This is a genomic window from Volucribacter psittacicida, from assembly GCF_004339025.1.
Classification (GTDB): Bacteria; Pseudomonadota; Gammaproteobacteria; order Enterobacterales; family Pasteurellaceae; genus Volucribacter; species Volucribacter psittacicida.
The window spans coordinates 272,346-295,946 of record NZ_SMFT01000002.1 but is presented as its reverse complement, the minus strand read 5'-3'; the positions used below and the strand labels follow the sequence as shown (position 1 = coordinate 295,946).

Annotated in this window: 22 protein-coding genes; 16 read left to right on the top strand and 6 right to left on the bottom strand. The window is 37.3% G+C overall.

Annotated features, from left to right (window positions below):
* Positions 1–176: 176 nt before the first annotated feature.
* The 3 genes from EV694_RS04735 to EV694_RS04725 form a co-directional block, all read right to left on the bottom strand.
* A complete protein-coding gene (locus EV694_RS04735; protein WP_132689987.1) occupies positions 177–1,064 on the bottom strand; it encodes a hypothetical protein in 888 nt (295 codons plus the stop codon).
* Between the two features lie 424 nt (positions 1,065–1,488).
* Entirely contained in the window at positions 1,489–1,746 is a 258-nt protein-coding gene (locus EV694_RS04730) for a hypothetical protein (RefSeq protein WP_132689984.1), read from the bottom strand.
* An 11-nt stretch (positions 1,747–1,757) separates the two neighbouring features.
* Positions 1,758–3,104 (bottom strand): hypothetical protein, encoded by a 1,347-nt coding sequence (locus EV694_RS04725; protein ID WP_132689982.1) that lies wholly within the window; start codon positions 3,102–3,104, stop codon positions 1,758–1,760.
* Between the two features lie 127 nt (positions 3,105–3,231).
* Here EV694_RS04725 and EV694_RS04720 point away from each other — a divergent pair, with 127 nt between their 5' ends.
* From EV694_RS04720 to EV694_RS04655, 15 genes are all read left to right on the top strand, one after another.
* Positions 3,232–3,570: a helix-turn-helix domain-containing protein gene (locus tag EV694_RS04720; RefSeq protein WP_132689979.1), complete on the top strand. Its 339-nt coding sequence runs from the start codon at positions 3,232–3,234 to the stop codon at positions 3,568–3,570.
* 95 nt (positions 3,571–3,665) lie between these two features.
* A complete protein-coding gene (locus EV694_RS04715; protein ID WP_132689976.1) occupies positions 3,666–4,709 on the top strand; it encodes a DUF1266 domain-containing protein in 1,044 nt (347 codons plus the stop codon).
* Between the two features lie 196 nt (positions 4,710–4,905).
* A complete protein-coding gene (gene rpsF, locus EV694_RS04710; protein ID WP_132689974.1) occupies positions 4,906–5,283 on the top strand; it encodes a 30S ribosomal protein S6 in 378 nt (125 codons plus the stop codon).
* Positions 5,270–5,596: a primosomal replication protein N gene (gene priB / locus EV694_RS04705; RefSeq protein WP_132689971.1), complete on the top strand. Its 327-nt coding sequence runs from the start codon at positions 5,270–5,272 to the stop codon at positions 5,594–5,596. The genes rpsF and priB overlap by 14 nt, the downstream gene beginning before the upstream one ends.
* 12 nt (positions 5,597–5,608) lie before the next feature.
* Entirely contained in the window at positions 5,609–5,836 is a 228-nt protein-coding gene (gene rpsR, locus EV694_RS04700) for a 30S ribosomal protein S18 (RefSeq protein ID WP_005717555.1), read from the top strand.
* Positions 5,837–5,851: 15 nt separating this feature from the next.
* Positions 5,852–6,301 (top strand): 50S ribosomal protein L9, encoded by a 450-nt coding sequence (gene rplI, locus EV694_RS04695; protein WP_132689968.1) that lies wholly within the window; start codon positions 5,852–5,854, stop codon positions 6,299–6,301.
* A gap of 233 nt (positions 6,302–6,534) precedes the next feature.
* Entirely contained in the window at positions 6,535–6,702 is a 168-nt protein-coding gene (locus EV694_RS10865) for a hypothetical protein (RefSeq protein ID WP_165865498.1), read from the top strand.
* A 37-nt stretch (positions 6,703–6,739) separates the two neighbouring features.
* Positions 6,740–9,148: a ribonuclease R gene (rnr, locus tag EV694_RS04690; RefSeq protein WP_132689966.1), complete on the top strand. Its 2,409-nt coding sequence runs from the start codon at positions 6,740–6,742 to the stop codon at positions 9,146–9,148.
* 6 nt (positions 9,149–9,154) lie between these two features.
* Complete coding sequence (gene rlmB, locus EV694_RS04685) at positions 9,155–9,892, top strand: 23S rRNA (guanosine(2251)-2'-O)-methyltransferase RlmB (RefSeq protein WP_132689964.1); 738 nt, start codon at positions 9,155–9,157, stop codon at positions 9,890–9,892.
* Positions 9,893–9,974: 82 nt separating this feature from the next.
* Positions 9,975–12,395: an endopeptidase La gene (gene lon, locus EV694_RS04680; RefSeq protein WP_132689961.1), complete on the top strand. Its 2,421-nt coding sequence runs from the start codon at positions 9,975–9,977 to the stop codon at positions 12,393–12,395.
* A 111-nt stretch (positions 12,396–12,506) separates the two neighbouring features.
* On the top strand, positions 12,507–14,390 hold the full coding sequence (gene ppiD / locus EV694_RS04675) for a peptidylprolyl isomerase (RefSeq protein ID WP_132689959.1): 1,884 nt from the start codon (positions 12,507–12,509) through the stop codon (positions 14,388–14,390).
* Positions 14,391–14,758: 368 nt separating this feature from the next.
* Positions 14,759–15,490: a 30S ribosomal protein S2 gene (rpsB, locus tag EV694_RS04670; protein WP_132689957.1), complete on the top strand. Its 732-nt coding sequence runs from the start codon at positions 14,759–14,761 to the stop codon at positions 15,488–15,490.
* 108 nt (positions 15,491–15,598) lie between these two features.
* Positions 15,599–16,444: a translation elongation factor Ts gene (tsf, locus tag EV694_RS04665; protein ID WP_132689954.1), complete on the top strand. Its 846-nt coding sequence runs from the start codon at positions 15,599–15,601 to the stop codon at positions 16,442–16,444.
* Positions 16,445–16,567: 123 nt separating this feature from the next.
* Complete coding sequence (locus EV694_RS04660) at positions 16,568–17,722, top strand: EmrA/EmrK family multidrug efflux transporter periplasmic adaptor subunit (protein ID WP_132689951.1); 1,155 nt, start codon at positions 16,568–16,570, stop codon at positions 17,720–17,722.
* 20 nt (positions 17,723–17,742) lie between these two features.
* Positions 17,743–19,263, top strand: coding sequence for a DHA2 family efflux MFS transporter permease subunit (locus tag EV694_RS04655; protein WP_132690838.1), 1,521 nt, complete (start codon positions 17,743–17,745; stop codon positions 19,261–19,263).
* A 137-nt stretch (positions 19,264–19,400) separates the two neighbouring features.
* Here EV694_RS04655 and EV694_RS04650 read toward each other — a convergent pair whose 3' ends face one another.
* The 3 genes from EV694_RS04650 to bamD form a co-directional block, all read right to left on the bottom strand.
* A complete protein-coding gene (locus EV694_RS04650) occupies positions 19,401–20,798 on the bottom strand; it encodes a TonB-dependent receptor domain-containing protein (RefSeq protein ID WP_341538821.1) in 1,398 nt (465 codons plus the stop codon).
* A complete protein-coding gene (locus tag EV694_RS11070) occupies positions 20,770–21,444 on the bottom strand; it encodes a TonB-dependent receptor plug domain-containing protein (RefSeq protein WP_341538820.1) in 675 nt (224 codons plus the stop codon). The genes EV694_RS04650 and EV694_RS11070 overlap by 29 nt, the downstream gene beginning before the upstream one ends.
* Before the next feature lie 275 nt (positions 21,445–21,719).
* Positions 21,720–22,511 carry an outer membrane protein assembly factor BamD gene (gene bamD / locus EV694_RS04645; protein ID WP_132689948.1) on the bottom strand — a complete coding sequence of 264 codons (792 nt, stop codon included), beginning with the start codon at positions 22,509–22,511 and terminating at the stop codon, positions 21,720–21,722.
* Between the two features lie 113 nt (positions 22,512–22,624).
* Between bamD and rluD the strand changes: the two genes are divergently transcribed.
* Entirely contained in the window at positions 22,625–23,599 is a 975-nt protein-coding gene (gene rluD, locus EV694_RS04640; protein ID WP_132689945.1) for a 23S rRNA pseudouridine(1911/1915/1917) synthase RluD, read from the top strand.
* Positions 23,600–23,601: the final 2 nt, after the last annotated feature.

Genomic DNA, 23,601 nt, shown 5'->3' with positions numbered 1-23,601 from the left:
TTTTGCTTGTTTGCAAGGATAGCTATCTTCAATTTGATATTTCATATTATATTGATATGATGAGCTATTTTTAACCATTTCTAATTGATCTAAACAATGATTATAATCGATACGAAGAGCTTCATAATTTTCAATATAATAAAATGCTAATTAGTTCTTATGATATTCTAATTGAATTACCATCTTGCTTCACAATTACGAATACCACTTGCATATTCTCTAATGCTTTGTGGGGTAGGAAAGAACTCCGCAACTTTTTTATTATGCAAATAAATAGTAAATTCATTAGCTGTTGAAATAGCTTGAGTAAATTCATACCACTCATTAGCACCATTTCTGGTGTCAGTGGGTATTGATAAAGGATGATAGGTTTTTCCATTTATTAGGAAAGCTAATTTACCACTCAATTGCTCTGCATCGTAAGTTTGCCCATTTACTGAAAAACTAATGCGATGATCGACATCAGGATCATCACTGGCTCCTGCATTACAAGAGAGAGTCATTGATTGCCCTTGATTATTAGCGATATTATATTCAAGCCAACCTTGACCGAAACCACTAGTCCAAGTATCTGGTAAAAAGTCAGATATATTATTTTGAACATCAAATTTATTACTCTGCTCAATGGTTCTATGATTATTAAATAGTATAGACTCATCGTTATAGCAATTTAATAGTGTTTGTTTAACATTATCTACATCTGTTAAGGTGCATTGATTATTTTGACAATTAAAAGAATAAACAATTTTATTTGGTTCATCAAAATTATTAAAAACTGCTACAACTTGTCCTGCTTGGTTAATAGAGGTTTGAAAATTAGTAATTAAAATATCTTGACCATTACTCATAATGCTACCAACACAATCAGGATCCTCAATAGGTAAGTTTAATGCTTTTTTGAAACTTTGATCTGCATAGACTGATAGAATTTCATGACTATTAGCGTTACTATAAATTAGATTGTAATACATATTATGTACGAGTGTGCGCTTGATATTATTTAAGTCTTCAGCATAAGAAGTTTGAAAAAATAAACAAGCAATATAAAACAAAATTTTTTTCATATATTATTTCCGTATAGTTAATTTATTTTTTATATAAGATTTTGTCAGTGAAGAAAAATTTGGTAAAAAATCATATATAATAGATATATTCTAAAATGTTTGTAATAAATTAATAAAAATATATCTATAATAGATTATAGATAATTATATTTTCATTATAGAAGGTGGCTTATATATTTACCATTTAAATATTGATTTGATAAACTTAAAAATAGTAAATGCAAATAATAAGATCAAACCTATAGTATAACATATAGCAAAGTTTTGTATTGGAAGACAAACTTTATAATAATCATATCTACTAGGCGTTCCAAATTTACCACATCCATAAATAATAGATATGATTATCATTAATATGAAACATATAGCAAACAATATCCAAATTTTTTTTAGCATAAAATTTCCTCAATAAACAAAGTTAATATTATTTTTTACTAAATGTTTTAGCTAAGAGAGCAATGGTTGCTGCTGAAGCAACACCCAAAACTGATTTTCCTAGAGTTGATGAACCAGCTTTATCTTCTTCTTTTACACAAGAAATAATTTTAGCTTTAGTAAATAGCGATTTAAATTTATTTTTAGCCTCAATAATATTACTAGCAGTAACTCTATAACGAATATAGCTAGTATCGGAAGGTTCTACCTTTGCTTTAATCAAATAAGTATATTGTTTATTTCTCATAATGCTTATCTCTAATTAACGAATTTTCTCACAAGCCAATCTCTGTTTTTCAATAAAATAAACTCAATAACAGTTACGTTAGCAAATAGTCTAAATGGAGTTGGTAGAATATTAAATACTATATTCGCTATTCTACGGATATTTTCATCATTCTGTAGAGCGGAAGAAGTCAAAGATAATCCACTATTTTTTATACCTGATATAATACTTTCAGAATGTTGAGAAATATAATTAACTATCATCCCATCTTTTTTATTATCATTTTCTTCCTCATCTTCTTCTATATTATTATATATAACAATATCAGTACTTGAATTGTAATTATTATTTTCATCTTCAAATCTTAATTTTGGTAATGTAATAGAGTTTTCACAGATATCAATAAAAAATGGAGTTTGCTCCTTAATATCTGCAATATAATCTTCAAATTCTTCAGATAAAATAATATCCAAACTGATTTCCTTATTAAAGCACTTTGATAAGAATGGTAGTATTGAAGATAATCTTTTTTCTAAAGGGTATATAAATTTATTTATTATATTTATTTGTTCTATGGTTGTATATTTATTATTTTCTAATATCTCTGACAATATTGTTAATTTATTAGATTCCTCTTTTAACTTTCTAATTTTATCTGATATATCAATAACAAGTTCTTTAAAAAGATCTATTGATTTAAATAGATCAATACTATCTTCATCGAAAAAGGTTTTGTTAATAGAATAATGTTCAAACATTACAAATGTAGTTATAGATATATCAACATCTTTTACAGTTCTAAATAAATTATTTAAACGAATTAAGACTTCATCTGATGTATTTCTGAATGTTCTTATTTTTGTTTTATTTTGCTTTTCTAACAATTTTTCTTGTTCTTGTCTTTCTTTTTCCTTTTCTTCCTCTATATAAGCTAGTTTGAGTTTTATACAAAGATCTATAAGTTTACTTATATAGTTAGATAATAATTCGATATCTTTTTTAGATGCCCCATTAAAAGACTCTACCCAAGGTTGATCCGGATAACGTTTATCTTCAATTTTTATTTTTGTTAGAAAACCAGAGTTTAAAGATATTGACTGTATATCAGTAAAACCAATTGAAATAGGAGTAGAAGCCATTTCTTTAAAAAATAAATTATCATAAGTTAAAAACATTCCGGTTTTAGCGCTACCGAAAACGGTGTTATCAATAAGTAAGCAAACATCGTCTTCATCTAAATCATCACTTCCATATGCATTAATCGCATTAGATAACTTATCTTCAGGAATAGAAGGGAGAGTATATATTTTCAAGCCAGAAGATAAACGGGGTGGTGCTCTAAGCAAGTCATAAATTGATTTTTCAAGTTCTGTAGTCATAGCTTCATTAGTCCTTTACATAAATGAATAATTCATACAAATATTATTCATTTTTATGGCTTTAATCAAGATCAAAAATCAAAAAAATATGCTATTAATGAATAGTATTAGTATATATACAACTATAATGGCAAAATTTATTCCTACAAATATCGACAAACTCATCGGGCAGAGAATCCAACAAAAACGTAAAGAACAAGGCTATACAGCAGAAAAATTATCGGAATATGTAGATATTTCGCAACCCCAGCTTTCTCGTTATGAACGAGGAACCAACAAAATCAACATGAGCCATCTTGTGGCTATTGCTCATTTTCTGAAAACGCCTATTAGTTACTTTTTTGTGGATTGTATGAAAAATGAAGAATGGAATAGTGATGAACTAGATTTACACTGGCAACAGCTTAACCTTGAGCAAAAGCGGGCTATCGTACATTTATTAGCAACTTTACGTAATTCAACTTAGCTAAAAGTAAGTAATATGATTAAATATCAGGTAAATATTTTCTACAAATTCTGATTTTGAAATATATTGATAGGCTGAAGACCTAAGGATCAAATATGAACATAAAACAAAAACTCTATTTAAAACAACTGGATTTTTTACGCCCATTATTAGGATTAATCATTTTATTGGGGTTATTATTTTTTTATGGGTTAGAGGATTTTGATAAATTATTTGCTCAAGTGGGTTTTCATTTGCCCCATTGGCTGATTTATGCTTTATATGCAGTGTTTGCGGTTTATGCCTTATGGCGAACATTCTTTGGTTGTATAATGTTGCTAGATATCAAACATATGAAAAAAGCCAAATGCTTTTTTGCCTTGGTGAGAAATAAGCAACCCGAAGTGAAAATTGAAAATATTGCGGAGCAATATGCTTTATTAGCCACCTTATTTTATGAAAGCTCAAACATTCATTTTTATGACAAAGCCAGTTTGCAAGGCTTAGCCAATAATCCTGATTATATTCCGCCTTATCGTCAAGATAAACAAGGCAATATTGTAGGGGGATCACATTTTATTAATAGCCTTGAGGCTTTTTATTCCACCAAAGCAACTGCATTAATTGAAGATTTAAAACAAGCCTTAGAGATGTCTTGGGGGATTACGGAGCGAGAGTCCGCCTTGGAGCAAATTGATGCCCTATGGCAAGGGGCAAATGAGGGGGCGGAATATGATTTGTTAGCAAGCAAAGAAGGTAAAGCCTATGCCCAAGCTGTGCAAGATTTTGGTTTTCAGTTTGCTTGTTCGGATTTGCCTGTCAATGCTTCGGGTTTTGATTTAGTCCGTTTTATTTATTTAGTGCGAGCGGGGTTTACTTTAGGTTATTTAGATGAACAAGAAACACGTTCGGCCTTATTTTCTGCGGCGATGTTTTTAGCCCATAATTATCGTGATTGGCAACATTTCGCTTATTCTTATTTGATTAATTTCTTAATTTGGAATGTAGCATCAAATAATGACAAAATGGCTTATAATTATGCGTTAGAACGTGTGTTAGGTGTCAATGAAGTGTTATCAGATCCCTATAGTCCATTACAAGGCACTTCTCTTGATAAGTTGAGAACCGAATTACAAGCCCTTATAAAAGAAGAGGTTTAATCAGCAAAAAGGACAAGGGTAATATTTTTTAGAAAGTGCGGTCAAAAATTCATTTATTTTTTCATCGCATACTTGTCCTTATCTGACAATCTCTGTATAATCCACGCCTTACAGCCATATTGAATTTTCGTTCCTTGCTTCCGCAGATTGATGGCTGGTCTATAGTCGGAGGCTGATTAACCCGTAAGGAGCAGTAATGCGTCACTACGAAATCGTGTTTATGGTTCACCCAGATCAGAGTGAACAAGTACCTGGCATGATTGAACGTTATACAGGTTCTGTTAAAGAAGCTGGCGGTCAAGTTCATCGCCTAGAAGATTGGGGACGTCGTCAATTAGCTTACCCAATCAATAAACTTCATAAAGCACATTATGTGTTAATGAATGTAGAAGCGCCTCAAGAAGTCATCGACGAGCTAGAAACAACTTTCCGTTACAATGACGCAGTTCTTCGTAACGTAATTATTCGTACTAAGCACGCCGTAACAGAAGCGTCCCCAATGGTTAAAGCACGCGAAGAGCGTAAACCTTTAGCTGAAGTTGAAGCCAACGATTTTGAGGATGCTGAAGAGTAATTTGAATATTGAGAATCGTTTTTCGTTAATTGGTCAAGTTGCCAGTTTACCAAAACGTATTAAAAGCCCAAGCGGTATCGAACATTGTCGTTTTTATTTAGAACATCGTTCTCAACAACAAGAGGCGGGGTTAATGCGGCAAGCATGGTGTAAAATGCCGATACAAGTGAGTGGCAATCAATTTCATCAAAAAACTCAAAGCATTACGGTCGGTTGTAAATTATTAATTGTCGGCTTTGTGAGTACACATAAAACCAATAATGGTTTAAGCCAATTAGTATTACATGCCGAGCAAATCGAATTTATAGATTAGGAGACTAGCCAAATGGCACGTTATTTCCGTCGTCGTAAGTTCTGCCGTTTCACAGCGGAAAATGTAGTTGAAATCGATTATAAAGATGTAGCTACATTAAAGAACTATATTACAGAAAGCGGCAAAATTGTTCCAAGCCGTATTACCGGTACTCGTGCGAAGTATCAACGTCAATTAGCGCGTGCAATTAAACGTGCACGTTATTTAGCGTTGTTACCGTACACTGACAATCATCAGTAATTTAAGGAGTCGGTAATGCAAGTAATTCTTTTAGATAAAATTGCTCACTTAGGTAATGTGGGCGATCAAGTAGATGTTAAATCTGGTTTTGCACGTAACTACTTAATTCCGCAAGGTAAAGCAGTTATGGCAACCAAAGCAAACATTGAGTATTTTGAAACTCGTCGTGCAGAATTAGAAGAAAAAGCAGCTAAAGCCTTAGCCGCTGCTTTAGATCGTGCAGAGCGTTTAGAAGCCTTAGGATCTGTAACTATCGCTTCTAAAGCTGGTGATGAAGGTCGTTTATTCGGTTCTATCACTACACGTGATGTTGCAGAAGCAGTAACAGCTGCTGGTGTTGACGTTGCGAAAAGCGAAGTGCGTTTACCAACAGGTCCACTTCGTACTACAGGCGAACACGAAGTTAAATTCCAATTCCATGGCGAAGTATTTGCAACATTAAATATTGTTATTGTTGCAGAATAATTTTTCTGATAACTAAAACAAAACCCAGCAATTTGCTGGGTTTTTTCTTGCTTTCTGTTTGGCATAGTGTCAAACTTCTAAAACATTTATATTTTAATTGAACTAAATATATTCATTTTTTATTTGACGGTAACGGGCGGTTAACCAGAATTTTTTTACAAGATTTATCGTTGTTTTAATTTGAAATAAGGCAAGGCGGCACGCCGAAGACAGTACAGGTAGTACGGCGAGGCGTGCCAACACAGTATTATTTCAAAGTAGAACAACGAGCATTCCAATGTGGTTTTGAATTAAATCTAACAAACATTCAGCAAGCAGGCTGGTATAAGGCAATGGAATATGGGTTTTATTGTGGAAATACTGACTTTATTGAACAAGAAATTTATGCCTGTTTTGATTAACGATTAACAAGAATATAAGAGAAATAAGGTTTTTAGAATGACAAAAAAAATAAATAAAAAACAGACCGCACTTTTAGATCCCAATTTTGATCTGGAAGCGAAAAAATATGCTAATCCTATCCCAAGTCGGGAATTTATTTTGGCAACCATTCGTCAGCATAATGCCCCAATGTCTAAAGAGGAGTTGTTTAGTCTTTTAGCGGTGGAAGATGAAGAACGACAAGAGGGTATGCGTCGCCGTTTGCGAGCAATGGAAAATGCAGGGCAATTAGTTTTTACCAAACGTAAACGTTATGCTTTACCAGAAAAATTAGATTTGCTTAAAGGTATGGTAATTGGGCATCGTGATGGTTATGGCTTTTTGCAAGTTGATGGGCAAAAGGAAGATTGGTTTATTCCTAATGGGCAAATGCAACGGGTTTTGCATGGCGATTATGTGCTTGCTCAGCCGAATGGTACGGATCGCCGTGGGCGTAAGGAAGTACGCATTGTGCGAATTTTGGAAAATCGTAAGAAACAGATTGTTGGGCGATTTTTCTTAGAGCAAGGCATTGGCTATGTGGTGCCTGATGATAGTCGGATTAATCGTGATATTTTGATCCCAAATGAAAATCGTCGTGGTGCACGTATGGGGCAAGTGGTGGTGGTTGATATTCAATCTCGCACAGGAACCAGTTCCAGTCAGCCTATTGGTATGATTAGTGAAGTGCTTGGCGATAATATGGCAAAGGGAATGGAAGTGGAAATTGCAATCCGTAACCACGATATTCCTCATCAATTTCCGACGAGTGTAGAAAAATATGTTAAGCGTTTTAGTGAAGAGGTGCCAGAACAGGCGAAACAAGGGCGTGTTGATTTACGTCAATTACCTTTAGTTACTATTGATGGCGAAGATGCTCGCGATTTTGATGATGCGGTATATTGTGAAAAACGCGGTAAGGGCTGGAAACTTTGGGTTGCTATTGCTGATGTGAGTTATTATGTGCGTTTAAGAACAGCCTTGGATAATGAGGCTTATCAGCGTGGTAATTCTGTTTATTTTCCTAATCGTGTGGTGCCGATGTTGCCAGAAGTGTTATCCAACGGGTTATGTTCATTAAATCCGCAGGTGGATCGCTTGTGTATGGTGTGTGAGCTAGATATTTCAAGTAAGGGAAAAATGCAGGGTTATAAGTTTTACGAGGCGGTAATGAACTCTCACGCACGTTTAACCTATAACAAAGTATGGAGCATTTTGCAGGGCGATGAAACCTTGATTGAGCGTTATCAAGGATTGGTCCCCCATTTGCAAGAACTCTATGCGATGTATCAAACCCTATTAGAAGCACGTCATCAACGTGGTGCTATTGATTTTGAAACCCTTGAAACGAAATTTATTTTTAATCCGCAGGGGCGTATTGAGCGAATTGAACCTGTGGTACGCAATGATGCCCATAAAATTATTGAAGAATGTATGATTTTAGCCAATATCGCGGCGGCGAATTTTATGGAAAAGCATAATGAGCCTGCTTTATATCGTATTCACGCAGTGCCTACGGAGGAAAAGTTATCCGCTTTTCGTGATTTTTTGCGTGAATGTGGTTTAACCTTGCAGGGGGGCTTAACACCAAGTACAGAGGATTATGCGGCATTGTTAGAACAGGTGCGAGAGCGTCCTGATCGAGAACTTATTCAAACAATGTTGTTGAGATCTTTAAGTCAAGCGGTATATTCGGCGGATAATATTGGGCATTTTGGTTTGGCGTTGCCAGAATATGCTCATTTTACTTCGCCAATACGCCGTTATCCTGATTTAACCTTGCATCGTAGTATTAAATATTTATTGGCGAAGCAAGCGGGAAGTAAACGGCGTACAACTGATACTGGGGGTTATCATTATACCCTAGATGATATGGATTTGTTGGGCGAACATTGTTCTATGACGGAACGGCGAGCTGATGATGCGACCCGTGATGTGGTGGATTGGTTAAAATGTGAGTATATGCAGGATCACGTCGGCGAGGTGTTTGAGGGGGTGATTTCCTCTGTAACAGCTTTTGGTTTATTTGTACGTTTAAATGATTTGTTTATTGATGGTTTAGTCCATGTCTCTAGCTTGGATAATGACTATTATGCCTTTGATGCCGCAAGACAAATGCTGGTGGGCGAAAATTCAGGAACGGTTTATCGTTTGGGCGATGCGGTTACCATTAAAGTGGAAGCCGTTAGTCTTGAGCAACGTCAAGTGGATTTTTCTATGGTACAAACAAACCGTAAAGTACGGCGTGTAGGCAAAACGGAGAAGGATAAACTGAAGAAAAATCAACGTTATGCTAAAAGTTTAGAGAAGCAACTGGCTAGCAAGGGAAAAGCAAGAAAAGCAAAGCCAATCAAGGCTAAAGCTACTAAAACACCAAAAAGTGCGGTCAAAAATAAGAATAAATCTAACAAAAATAGGAAAAACTAATCCATTATGAGCGATTATATTTATGGTATTCATGCGGTAGAGGCATTGCTACACAATGCCCCTGAACGCATTATTGAAGTCAACGCTTTAAAAGGGCGTGAAGACAAACGATTACAGTCTTTATTACAGCAAGTAGCCGCATTGGGGATTGCTATTCAATTACTCAATCGGCAAAGTTTAGATAAAAAAGCCAATGGTGAAGTTCATCAAGGGGTTATTGCTCGTGTACTTCCAGCTAAGGAATTAAATGAAAGGGATCTTGATGTGATTCTAGCCAATAAAACTGACCCCTTATTATTGGTATTAGATGGGGTAACCGATCCGCATAATTTAGGGGCTTGTTTACGAACCGCTGATGCCGCAGGCGTTGATGCGGTAATTATTCCTAGAGATCGTGCGAGTGGATTATCGGCGATTGCTCGTAAAGTAGCTTGTGGTGCGGCAGAAACGATGCCGTTAATTCGTGTTACTAACTTAGCTCGTACATTAAGGGAGCTACAACAGGAGCACAATATTTGGGTGGTAGGAACAGCAGGCGAGGCGAGCGAAACCCTATATCAAACGAAACTGACTGGCGGTTTAGCTTTAGTAATGGGGGCAGAGGGCGAGGGTATGCGTCGCTTAACCCGAGAACATTGCGATCAATTAGTGAGTATTCCAATGGCAGGGACGGTGTCTTCTTTAAATGTTTCTGTTGCCACTGGGGTATGCTTATTTGAAATTGTCCGCCAACGGTTGGGGTAAAAATATCCAGTTACTCCCTTGAGATCTGATTTTATACCCTTATATACAATGATTAAGATTTATTAATTTAGAGAGAAAGATTATGTGTGCTGGTCGAACAAAAAAAATAGCTATTCCAGTATTGCCATTGCGTGATGTGGTGGTTTTTCCTTATATGGTTATGCCGTTGTTTGTCGGTAGGGATAAGTCTATTCGTAGCCTTGATGAAGCAATGGAACAAGGGAAACAATTACTTTTAGTTTCCCAAAAACGTGCGGAACTTGAAGATCCTAGCATTGATGATGTTTATGATGTAGGGACAATAGCGAATATTATTCAATTATTGAAATTACCTGATGGCACCGTAAAAGTGCTTGTAGAGGGGCAACAACGCGCCAAAATTACCGCATTAGAAGATGATGGCGAATGTTTTATGGCACAGGTTACGCCTATCAATACATCGTTAGGCGATGAACAAGAATTAGACGTGATTAAGCATAGTGCCTTAACGGAGTTTGAGAATTACGCTAAGCTCAATAAAAAAGTACAGCCTGAAGTGATTAGTGCTTTGCGTAACATTGATGACCCAGAACGTTTAAGTGATACTTTGGCGGCTCATATGCCTGTGAGCGTTGCTAATAAGCAAAAAGTATTGGAAAAGGCGAATGTGGTTGAGCGTTTTGAATTTTTGCTAGGCTTAATGGAATCAGAGGCGGATCTTTTACAAGTTGAGAAACGTATTCGTCAGCGTGTTAAAAAGCAAATGGAAAAAACTCAACGGGATTATTATCTCAATGAACAAATCAAAGCGATTCAGCGTGAACTTGGCGATAATAATGAAAATTCAGTGGTTGATGAAATTGAGCAATTACGGCAAAAAATAGAAAAAGCCAAAATGCCATTGGAAGCACGCCAAAAAGTTGAGGCGGAATTACAAAAATTAAAAATGATGTCGCCAATGTCGGCGGAAGCCACTGTGGTGCGTAGCTATATTGATTGGATGTTGCAAGTACCTTGGCATAAGCGGACTAAAGTGAAAAAGGATCTTGCTCAAGCACAACAGATTCTCGATCAAGATCACTATGGTTTAGAACGGGTTAAAGAGCGTATTTTAGAATATTTAGCGGTACAAAGCCGTTTAAACCAAGTTAAAGGGCCGATTTTGTGCTTGGTTGGGCCACCGGGAGTAGGGAAAACTTCTTTAGGGCAATCTATTGCGAATGCCACAGGACGAAAATATGTGCGTATGGCATTAGGCGGTGTGCGTGATGAAGCAGAAATTCGTGGGCATCGTAAAACCTATATTGGCGCTTTACCGGGTAAGTTAATGCAAAAAATGGCAAAAGTGGGGGTAAAAAATCCATTATTTTTGCTTGATGAAATTGACAAAATGGCGTCTGATATGCGTGGTGATCCTGCCTCAGCTTTATTAGAAGTATTAGATCCAGAACAGAATACCACCTTTAACGATCATTATCTTGAAGTGGATTATGATTTGTCTGATGTGATGTTTGTGGCAACTTCTAACTCAATGAATATTCCAGGTCCACTCTTGGATCGTATGGAAGTTATTCGTTTATCAGGTTATACCGAAGACGAAAAACTCAATATTGCTAAACAACATTTATTAGCGAAGCAAATGGAACGTAATGGCTTGAAAGATAAGGAATTGCATATTGATGAAAGTGCGATTTTAGATATTATCCGTTATTACACCAGAGAAGCTGGCGTGCGTGGACTTGAACGTGAAATTTCTAAAATTTGTCGTAAAGCCGTAAAAAATTTATTGTTAGACAAAACATTAAAACATATTAAAGTCAGTGCAGAAAATTTAGCGGATTACCTCGGCGTAAAACGCTTTGAATTTGGACGTGCAGATACACAAAATCGCATTGGCGAGGTTACAGGGTTAGCTTGGACGCAAGTGGGCGGAGATTTATTAACCATTGAAACCGCTTCGGTATTAGGTAAAGGCAAGCTCACTTATACAGGGTCATTAGGCGATGTGATGAAAGAATCTATCCAAGCGGCAATGACTGTGGTACGTTCTCGTGCGGAAAAATTAGGGATCAATAATGATTTCCACGAAAAACGTGATATTCATATTCATGTGCCTGATGGTGCAACGCCGAAAGATGGCCCAAGTGCAGGGATTGCCATGTGTACCGCTTTAGTTTCTTGTTTAACGGGTAATCCAGTGAGATCTGAGGTTGCGATGACAGGAGAAATTAGCTTGCGTGGTAAAGTCTTGCCTATTGGTGGTGTCAAAGAGAAATTACTTGCGGCTCATCGAGGTGGCATTAAAACGGTGTTAATTCCGAAAGAAAATGTGAAAGATCTTGAGGAAATCCCTGATAATGTGAAACGAGATTTGGCCATTCACCCAGTGGAAACCATTGATGAAGTGTTAGGTTACGCATTGGAAAACCCACCTACGGGAATTGAGCTGGTTAAACAGGCAACAATGAAAGCCATTGCACCAGTAAAACAAACACGCCGTAAGCGCCAAAGTGCGGTGAATTAATTTATTATTTTTTAAGCCAGCATTTTTTCATGCTGGCTTTTTAATGATTTCATTTTATTTAAATAGTGCGTATAATCCTCAGTATTTAACGATTTAAAAAGGTAATTGTGAATGATAATGGATAAATTTCGCGGTGCAAGTAATAGCTTGCCTGCTAAGATTTTGTTGACGGTTATTGCGGTTTCATTTGTATTAAGTGGCGTAGCGGGGTATGTTTTTTCTCGTGTAGATACGTCGGCAGTGAAAGTAAATGGCGAAGAAATCTCACAACAAGCATTTCAACGCCAATATAATTTAGAATATCAGCAATTAAGTAATCAACTTAGTGCACAGTTTGCCGCTGTAGCTGATTCCCCTGAATTTATTAATGGTTTACGCAATAGCGTATTAAATAACCTAATTAATCAAGAATTATTACGCCAATATGCGGATGAACTAAAATTGGCGGTGACGGATGAACATATCAAACAGCAAATTGTTTCAACGCCTGCATTTCAAGTCAATGGTAAATTTGATAACCAACTATACCAACAAATGTTAGTGAGCAACCAAATTTCGTCAGATACCTATGCTCATTATGTACGCGAAGGATTAGAGCTAGAACAATTACAAACAGGACTATTAGCCTCAGATTTTCTTGTACCAACACAGCAACAAGCACTGACAAAATTATTATTGCAACGTCGTGAAGTGCGTTTAGCTACCTTAAGTTTAAATGATGAAGTGGCTAAGCAAAATGTGAGCGAACAAGAAATTGAAGATTATTATAATACAAACAAAAATGCCTTCTTAATTCCTGAATTGGTTAAAGTGCAATACCTTGATATATCCAGAGCGGATATTGAGAAAAATATTCAGGTTTCGGATGTGGAAATTGCACAGTATTATCAAGATCATAAAGCCAATTTCCTTACCCAAGGACAACAACGTGTTGCCCATATTCAGTTGAATAATCAACAAGATGCCGATGAAGTTTATCAAGCCTTACAAGCAGGAGCGGATTTTGCTCAACTAGCCCAATCTCGTTCTATTGATAAATTATCAGGCGTTAATGGTGGTGATTTAAGCTGGGTCGTGGCTGGCGAATTTCCCCTTGCATTTGAACAAGCTGCGGATAAATTGGCAGTAGGCGAATATAGCCAACCAGTCAAAGTGGATAACAGTTTCCATATTATTAAAATCCTTGATCGCAAAGCCCCGTCAGAACTTCCTCTTGAACAAGTAAGAGGGCAAATTGTGGATCAAATTCGCCAAGATCTCGTTAGCAGAGAGTTTTATCAGCTAGAGAAAAATATTGCAGAGAAAGCCTTTGAAAACCCAACGTCTTTAACGGCAGCTTCGGAAATTGCACAACAAAATGGCGTAAAATTAGTGGAAACTGATTATTTTTCACGTCAAGATATTCCTGTTGCATTAAACTATCCTAATGTAGTGTCTGCCATTTTTGACAGCGATTTAGTCAATGGTGGAGAAAATTCCCAACCGATTAATATTGGCGATGAGCATTCTATTGTTTTTCGTGTTATTGAGCATAAAGCAGAAGGCATTGAAAGCCTTGCTGATGCGAAAGCAAAAATTGAAAATTTATTAAAACGTCAAAAAGCTGAGCAAATTGTGTTACAACAAGCCGAACAATTAGCGAAGGATTTAAATGCTAACCCAAGTGCGGTGCAAAATAAGGTTAATTTTGCGGATAAACAAACCTTAACTTATGGGCAAAGCACAGATCCACGATTAAATAATGCCATTTTTGCTCTCTCAAAGCCTGAGGAAAATAAAGCGGTTTATTCTGTGGCAAAAGCTGGCAATGGCGATGTAGTCATTATTGAGTTAGATAAAATCATTGAGGGAGAATTAGATCAAGCTCAACAACAAGCCTTTAACGCTCAACTCGCTCAAGCCCAACAACAAGAGTTACAACTTACCTTGCTTGAGGCATTGCGAAGTAAAGCTAAAATTGAAATAAACGATGAGTTTATTAATCAACAACAATAATCTTTATGATAAAGCCTTTCTGATAGAGAGGCTTTTATTTTTAAATTATGGTCATTCGACTTTAAAATAATACAGTATTGAAAACATCGTACTCGTACTATTTGTACTGTCTTTGGTGTGTCGCTTTGTCTTATTTTAAATTGAAACGAGTATCATTTAATCCACTAAAACACCACTAATCAAAAAATTTACTGGATTTAGACCGCACTTTGTGGTATAAAATCGCCCGTCATTTTGCATTGTGCTAATGACGTTTTTTATTCAATTTCAAAAACACACACATATCTTGTTCATTAAATTGGGGTGCCAAATGGTTCAATTTAATTGGATATGTGGAGGCTAAACCCAAATTAAAAGGAAAAATTATTATGGCACAAGTTTCTATGCGCGATATGCTACAAGCAGGCGTTCACTTCGGTCACCAAACTCGTTATTGGAATCCAAAAATGAAACCATTTATTTTTGGTGCGCGTAATGGCGTTCATATCATTAACTTGGAAAAAACCCTTCCATTATTTAACGATGCGTTAGCTGAATTATCTCGTATTGCTCATAACAACGGTAAAATATTATTTGTTGGTACTAAACGTGCAGCCACTGATGCGGTAAAAGAAGCAGCATTAGATTGTCAACAATACTATGTAAATCATCGTTGGTTAGGTGGTATGTTGACTAACTGGAAAACCGTTCGTCAATCTATCAAACGTTTAAAAGATCTTGAAACTCAATCTCAAGACGGTACTTTTGATAAATTAACCAAAAAAGAAGCGTTAATGCGTACCCGTGAAATGGAAAAATTAGAGCTAAGCCTTGGCGGTATCAAAAATATGGCTGGCTTACCTGATGCATTATTTGTTATTGCTGCGGATCACGAGCATATTGCAGTGAAAGAAGCAAACAATCTTGGTATTCCAGTATTTGCGGTAGTAGATACTAACACTGATCCAGATGGTGTTGATTATATTATTCCTGGTAATGACGATGCGACTCGTGCTATTCAGCTTTATTTAAGTGCTGCAGCAGCGGCAGTTAAAGAAGGTAAAGGCGTTGAGGACGTTGTTACTGAAGAAGTTGCAGTGGAAATTGCTAGCGAAGAATAATCTTGGCTAACAAGGCGATTGCCCTTAGTAAATGAATAGGTAAGCAGGGGCATGAATACCCTGCTTTTTTTATAAAGTTATAAATTATAGAGAATAGAGGACATTAAAATGGCAGAAATTACTGCATCATTAGTAAAAGAACTCCGTGAACGTACTGGCGCAGGTATGATGGAGTGTAAAAAAGCATTAGTTGAAGCAAACGGCGATATTGAATTAGCAATTGATAATATGCGTAAGTCTGGTCAAGCAAAAGCGGCTAAAAAAGCAGGTCGTGTTGCAGCTGAAGGGGTGATCCTTGCGCGTATTGGTGCAGGTTTTGGTGCATTAGTTGAAATGAACTGCGAAACTGACTTCGTAGCAAAAGATGCGGGTTTCTTAGAATTAGCCAATGCTGTTGCTGATTATGCTTTAGCTAATAAAGGTGTAAGCATTGAAGCCCTACAAGCACAATTTGAAGAGCAACGTGCGGCATTAGTGGCTAAAATCGGTGAAAATATGACTATTCGTCGTGTGCAGTTCTTAGAGGGCGATGTATTAGTCTCTTACTTACATGGTGCGAAAATCGGTGTGTTAGTTGCAGGTAAAGGTTCTGAAGAAGAATTAAGAAAAGTGGCAATGCATGTTGCGGCGAGTCGCCCTGAGTTTGTTCGTCCAGAAGATGTCCCAGCGGATGTTGTTGCTAAAGAGCGTGAAATCCAAGTTGATATTGCGATGCAATCAGGTAAACCGCGTGAAATCGCAGAGAAAATGGTAGAAGGTCGTATGAAGAAATTTACTGGTGAAGTTTCTTTAACAGGTCAACCATTTGTAATGGATCCATCAAAATCAGTGGGCGACTTCTTAAAAGAGGTTGGTGCTGAGGTGACTAACTTCGTTCGCTTTGAAGTGGGTGAAGGTATTGAAAAAGTGGAAACCGATTTCGCGGCAGAAGTGGCTGCAATGCAAAAAATCTAATTAGAAATTTTGGTAAAATTGACCGCACTTGTAGTGCGGTTTTTTATTCTTAGGCTAGATGATATGAAGTCTTATTTTAAATTGAAATGACGATAAAGTAGGACGAGTATAAAAGGCATAAAAATGGATCAACAAGATAATTCTGTGAAAACTTCAAGTAAACGCAAAAAAATCTTAACTTATTTCTTTATGATTTTATTGCTTATTGGTATAGGTGTCGCCATTTATTGGTTTTTGGTTTTGCGTAATCATCAAGAAACCGATGACGCTTATGCTTCGGGTAATCAAGTAATGGTTTCTGCACAAATCAGTGGCAATATTACTCAAATTAATGTAGATGATATGGATTTTGTTCATCAAGGCGATGTTTTAATTGTGCTTGATGATACTGATGCGAAATTCACTTTTGCTCAAAGCAAAGAGGCACTAGCCAGCGCGGTGCGTTCAATTAAACAGCTTGAATATACGGTGCAACAATTACAGGCGACAGTACAAGCCAATCAAATTACCCTAGCACGTGCAGAAGGCGATTTTGCCCGCCGCCAACAATTAAGTAAATCAGGGGCGATTGATCAAGAATCTTTGCAACACGCCAAAGAAGCCGTTGCTTTAGCTGATGCACAATTACAGGTTGCAAAAAGTCAGTTATTGGCAAATCAGGCTTTATTGGGTAATACGCCATTAACGCAGCAACCTAGCGTGAAAAACGCCATTGATAATGTTAAGCAGGCTTGGCTTAATTTACAGCGTACTCAAATTAGAAGCCCATTAAACGGTTATGTGGCAAGACGTACCGCACAGGTGGGAGCAAGAGCTACTGTTGGTAGCCCATTATTGGCTGTGATTGCTACTGATGATATGTGGGTAGATGCTAACTTTAAGGAAACTCAGCTGGTCAATATGCGTATTGGGCAACCTGCCACCTTAGTGTTTGATTTATATGGTGATAAGGTTGAATTTGAGGGGAAAGTTGAGGGGATTGAGCTAGGTACAGGCAGTGCATTTTCTTTATTACCTGCTCAAAATGCCACAGGGAATTGGATTAAAGTGATTCAACGTGTGCCAGTGCGTATTCGTTTAAATAAAGATCAGCTTGCACAGTATCCTTTGCGGATTGGTTTGTCGGCAACTGTAAATGTTAATACCGCCGATACTTCAGGCGAAGTACTATTGAGCCATAAACGGCTGACTCCTATTTACCGTACTGATGTACTTGATTATGATCTTGCTCCAGTAAATGAACTGATTGAGCAAATTATTTCTGAAAATAGTAAATAGGCAGAAAAATGCAACAAACAATGCGATATGAACCCATAAAGGGCGTGGCCTTAGTGTTAATGACCTTAGCTTTAGCACTCGCTACCTTTATGCAAGTATTAGATTCAACCATTGCCAATGTTGCCATTCCAACCATTGCTGGCGATCTTGGTGCGTCTTCTAGTCAAGGGACTTGGGTAATCACTTCTTTTGGTGTTGCTAATGCCATTGCTATTCCTATTACAGGCTGGTTAGCGAAACGTTTTGGAGAAGTTCGACTATTTTTAGTGGCAACCAGTTTATTTGTGCTTGCCTCTTGGTTATGTGGTATTTCCCATAGCTTAGAAATGCTGATTTTTTGTCGTGTATTACAAGGGATTGCCGCAGGACCAATTATTCCCTTATCACAAAGTCTATTACTGAATAATTATCCTCCACAAAAACGTAGTATGGCTCTTGCTTTTTGGTCAATGACGGTCGTGGTAGCGCCGATTTTTGGACCGATTCTTGGTGGTTGGATCAGTGATAACCTACATTGGGGGTGGATTTTCTTTATTAATGTGCCTATTGGGATTAGTGTGGTACTCATTAGTTGGAAAATTTTGGCAAAACGAGAAACACAAACCTCTCAACAACCTATTGATCGTATTGGTTTAGTGTTACTGATTTTAGGAGTAGGTTGTTTACAATTAGTGCTAGATAAAGGACGTGAACAAGATTGGTTTAATTCCAGCGAAATCCTGCTGCTATCTGTGATTTCCGCTATTAGCCTAATATTATTAATTATTTGGGAATTAACCGAGAAAAATCCTATTGTAGATATTTCTTTATTTAAACAACGTAATTTTAGCATTGGCTGTTTAAGCACCAGTTTAGCGTTCTTAGTTTATTTAGGTTCGGTGGTATTAATTCCTTTATTGCTCCAACAAGTCTATGGCTATACTGCGACTTGGGCAGGTTTAGCGGCTGCACCAGTGGGGTTATTGCCTATCTTATTATCGCCTTTGATTGGTAAATTTGGCAGCAAAATTGATATGCGGATTTTGGTTAGCTTAAGTTTTATTGTCTATGCCTTGACCTTTTATTGGAGAGCAGAAACCTTTGAACCCAATATGAATTTTATGGACGTGGCGTTACCACAATTTGTGCAAGGGTTAGCGGTTGCTTGCTTTTTTATGCCATTAACCACCATTACTTTATCAGGTTTACCGCCAGAAAAAATGGCATCGGCTTCAAGCCTCTTTAATTTCTTGCGTACGTTGGCTGGCTCTATTGGTACCTCGGTTACTACCGCAATGTGGTATAACCGAGAAGCACTCCATCATGAGCGTTTAGTGGAAGCCATTACTCCTTATAATATCAATAGCCAATTATATTATCAGCAAATGGAACAATTAGGGCTATCGGATACCCAGTCTTCTATCTATGCTGCCGAGATGATTACTAAACAAGGCTTTATTATTGGCGCTAATGAAATTTTTTGGTTATCAGCATTATTATTTTTATGCCTTATCGCTGTTGTTTGGTTTGCAAAACCACCTTTTGGGAACAAGACTGGTTAGGTGTAGGTATTTTAAATTTGAAAGGATTATAGTTTAAAATAGAGCGATGATGATTTGAAAGATAAAAAAGACCTAGCTTTTATGAACTAGGTCTTATTAACCCGTTTTTACTGGTTGTTTATTTATTCACTTAATGATTAAAATGTATAATTTACACCTACTGTTAAATTTCTACCAATGCCCGGTAAAGTGTCACCTCGTTGAGTATGTGGGTAATAGAACTTATTAAAGGCGTTGTTTAATGATACATTCACATTCATACTGTCATTATTAAAGGGTTTCCAGTTAAGATAAAAATCATGCACCGTATAACCGTTACGCTCTACCTCCGTCGTATCCCGTACTAATACAGAACCTTTCGCATCTTCTACCGTACGATTACGCCAACCTAGTTCAAGATTTGGTTGAGTAAAGCGATAAGCTAAGCCCGCAGTCCAGGTTCTTCCCACTTGTACGGCAAACTCAGGATTTGCACTAAGCAAGTTATCGGGATGAGTATCGTAAATTCTTGGTTTACTTTGTGATACCCCAATACGTGCACTAAAGCCCTCATACTCATAAGAAGCACTAAGCTCATAACCATGATTTTTAATATAACCCGCATTTACCGTTTCTCTGACTTTGATACCATCTACTTCATGGCGGTCTTGCGGATTGGCTAAGGCGTCATTGATTTTTTGCCAGAAATAGCTTCCTGCCAAGGTAAAGCCCGCATATTTATAGTTAAAGCCTAATTCTGTATTACGAGCTCGTTCAGCGACTGTACCATCAGCAATAGAAATCACCCCTCTTTTGCCATGGGTCATTAAAGCATCATATAAACGTGGGCTACGAGAAGCATAGTTATGGTTCACATTAAAACTTAAATTTTCTAGCGGCATCCAAATTAAACCAAAACTCGGATTAAAGCGTCCATCAGACACAGATTTCCCATCCATAGCTTTAAGGTTAAAGTAATCGTAACGCAAACCACCTGTTAAAACAAAATCACTAATAGAATGAATAACTTCAACATAATTACCCACATCCGTTTTCTTTGGTTCTGTCAATGAATAATTTGGTAATAGGAAGGCGTGTGGCGTGATTTTTTGGTCACGATAATTTACCCCATATTTAATTAAGGTATTTTGTCCTAATGGAGAATCTAAATTAATATTAAAGCCTCGGGTATCAATTTTCGTTGTGGTTGGACCTTCCACATTACCGCAATAACCACAACCGCTATCATCCGCAGAATAGCGTTTATTTTGCATAAAATACGCATTGGCGGTAAGCTCACTGATAAAGCCTAATTCTTTGGCTGTCCACTCAAGATTGGTATTGGTTAAGGTTGTTTCACGATAGGCTGGAGATTGACGAGCGAGGGTTAATCTTGGACCACCGATGGCAAATTCTTCACGAACTAAACGCACTCCTCGATGTTGGTCGCTTAAATGGCTTAAAACAAAACGATGATTAGCAAAAGTTGCCCCTAATTTGATTAAATAACTGCGTTTATCTAACGCACTATAGGGTACCGTACCCCCCCCCCTCAAAGTTCTCAAAACCCTTGCCAGGCTTGTAATCATGGTCATTGACACGATTAAAAGAGATTAAGGCATCAAAGTTTCCAGCCTTACCAAATAGGGTTGCCCCATAAGAATAGCCATCATTACTGGCATAACCTGTATTTAATTTAAAACCATAATCACGCGAGCTATTAGCTAGCAAATCTAAGGCATCAACAGTTTTAGCAATAATTGCCCCATTGGTTGCCCCAATCCCAGCACTTGCCGCACCCGCCCCTTTTTGTACTGAAATACTTTTTAATAAAGAAGGGTCAATAATAAAACGTCCTTGATGGTAAAGAATTTGGCTATCAGAATAGGCATTATCCACTTTAATATCTACAGAGTTTTGCCCCATTCCGCGAATTGTTAAGAATTGAGATGTCCCATTTCCACCACCAAAATCAATGGAAGGCTCTTTTGCCAATACACTACGCATATCTGTTGCTGTCCCCTCATCCATTTCAGGTAAAGTAACAATATCCGTTTCCACTTTGGTTCCTTGATGTGCTGAAATCACAATTTCATCAAGGGTTACGGTTTCTGAGTTTTGATTATTAGCTAACACCGCTGAGCTGGCTAATGCCCCTAATACGATGCAACTAATAGATGTAAGCCTAAATTTTGCAGCCATATTCATTTCCTTTAGGTTATCCATAAAAAAGCGGTAATTTTTACCGCCGCCAAATATACGTTTACAACAAAACGCCAATAAACTTTATCATTTTACTCAAGTTTATACAAATGATATTTATTATCATTTTGTTTGAGGGTAAAAGTGAAACAACGATAAAAAATTCTAAAAACAGACCGCACTTTAATGTATGCTCGGCAAAGGAAGGATAAAAATAACCCACTTTTTATTCTGTTTAAAAAGTGGGTTTGATGATGGATTAAGTGAATAACAATTTACATTGCTTGAGGAACAACAATTTCTGGTTCGGCAGGTTTTTCTGCCTCTTTAATTTGTTTACCTTGGTTAGCGTCAATAATACGTTGTACATCATTTGCCATATCGGTTAATCCCATTTTTTCATAAGCATCACGCATTAAAGGTAAGGCTTGCAATGTGGCATGAGTATCTGAATATTGACGCAACATTTCCGCTACACGATTTGCTACTGCCACATAGGCGTGGCGTTTCATATAAAATTGAGCAATATAAAGCTCGTGGCGTGCTAAGCGTTCTTTTAAATAAGCCATACGAGCTAGGGCATCAGGAACATAAGGGCTATTTGGAAAATTCATCACTAAGGCTTGGAAGTTACCAAAGGCATTTAATACGGATTGCGGTTCACGAGAAGCGCGGTCAACGTGGAAGACATTTTGAATCCAATTTTCCCCTAAGGCACTGTTGGTTAAACCTGCCATATAAATGACATAATCTAAATGAGGGCTACGAGGGTGTTGACGTAAGAAACGTTCTGCCACCGTAAGGGTCATGGTATAGTCTTGGGATTTATAGTAAGCGTAAATTAAATTTAACTGGGTTTGTTCACTATAATTACCAAAAGGAAAACGATTTTCAGTGGCTTCCAAATAGCGAATCGCTTGTGAATAATTACCTTGTTGTAAATAGGTTTGTGCCTTGCTATATAATTCTTGTGCTGAGGCTTGTTCAACCTCTTGATTTGAATTAGAACAAGCGCTAATAGTCAAAGCAACGGCGACAACCAGAATAAGGGATTTTAATTTACGCATAAGTAGTTTCCTATATTTAACAAATTTTTTAACCTGTTGTTTGTTCAGCGATTAAATTATAATATTGTATCGATCATTATCAAATAAGCAAATTGAATTCACAGGTTATTTATATGGCAAAGATTACCTTGTCGGCACAAATTGAGCCACAGTATATGGGACAACGCTTAGACCAAACATTGGCAGAATTGTTCCCTGATTATTCCCGTTCTCGTCTAAAAACTTGGATTGAGGCGGACTTAGTCCAGCTTGATGGACGTATTGCCAATATTCCTCGCGAAAAAGTGTACGGTGGCGAGCAGGTGGTTATTCAGGTAGAAGTGGAAGATGAAAATCATTATGAGCCAGAAAATTTACCCCTTAATATTATTTATGAAGATGAACATATTTTAGTGCTGAATAAACCACAGGATTTTGTGGTTCATCCGGGAGCGGGTAATCGCTCTGGTACGGTATTGAATGCGTTACTTTATCATTATCCAAGCATTATTGAGGTGCCAAGAGCGGGGATTGTACATCGTTTAGATAAGGACACCACAGGATTAATGGTGGTGGCAAAAACCATTCCAGCCCAAACAAAGTTAGTGCGTGATTTGCAAAAACGCAGAATTACCCGAGAATATGAGGCGGTGGCGAGTGGTATTATGACCAAAGGGGGCAAGGTTGATGAACCTATGGCACGCCACCCTACTAAACGTACCCTAATGGCAGTGCATCCTATGGGGAAGCCAGCGGTAACCCATTATCGTATTATGGAGCGTTTTCGTGATTACACTCGCCTGCGTTTACGTTTAGAAACAGGACGGACACACCAAATTCGGGTGCATATGGCACATATTGCTCATCCTTTATTAGGGGATCAAACCTATGGCGGACGTCCTCGCCCACCGAAAAATGCCAGCGAACAATTTGCACAAATATTAAGGGATTTTAAACGCCAAGCCTTGCATGCGGTAATGTTAAGATTAAATCATCCGATGACTGGCGAGGAAATGGAATGGTATGCCCCTTTGCCTGAGGATTTTGTGCAATTAGTCAATGCCTTAAAGCAAGATTATTTATTGCACAAAGACGAATTGGATTACTAATA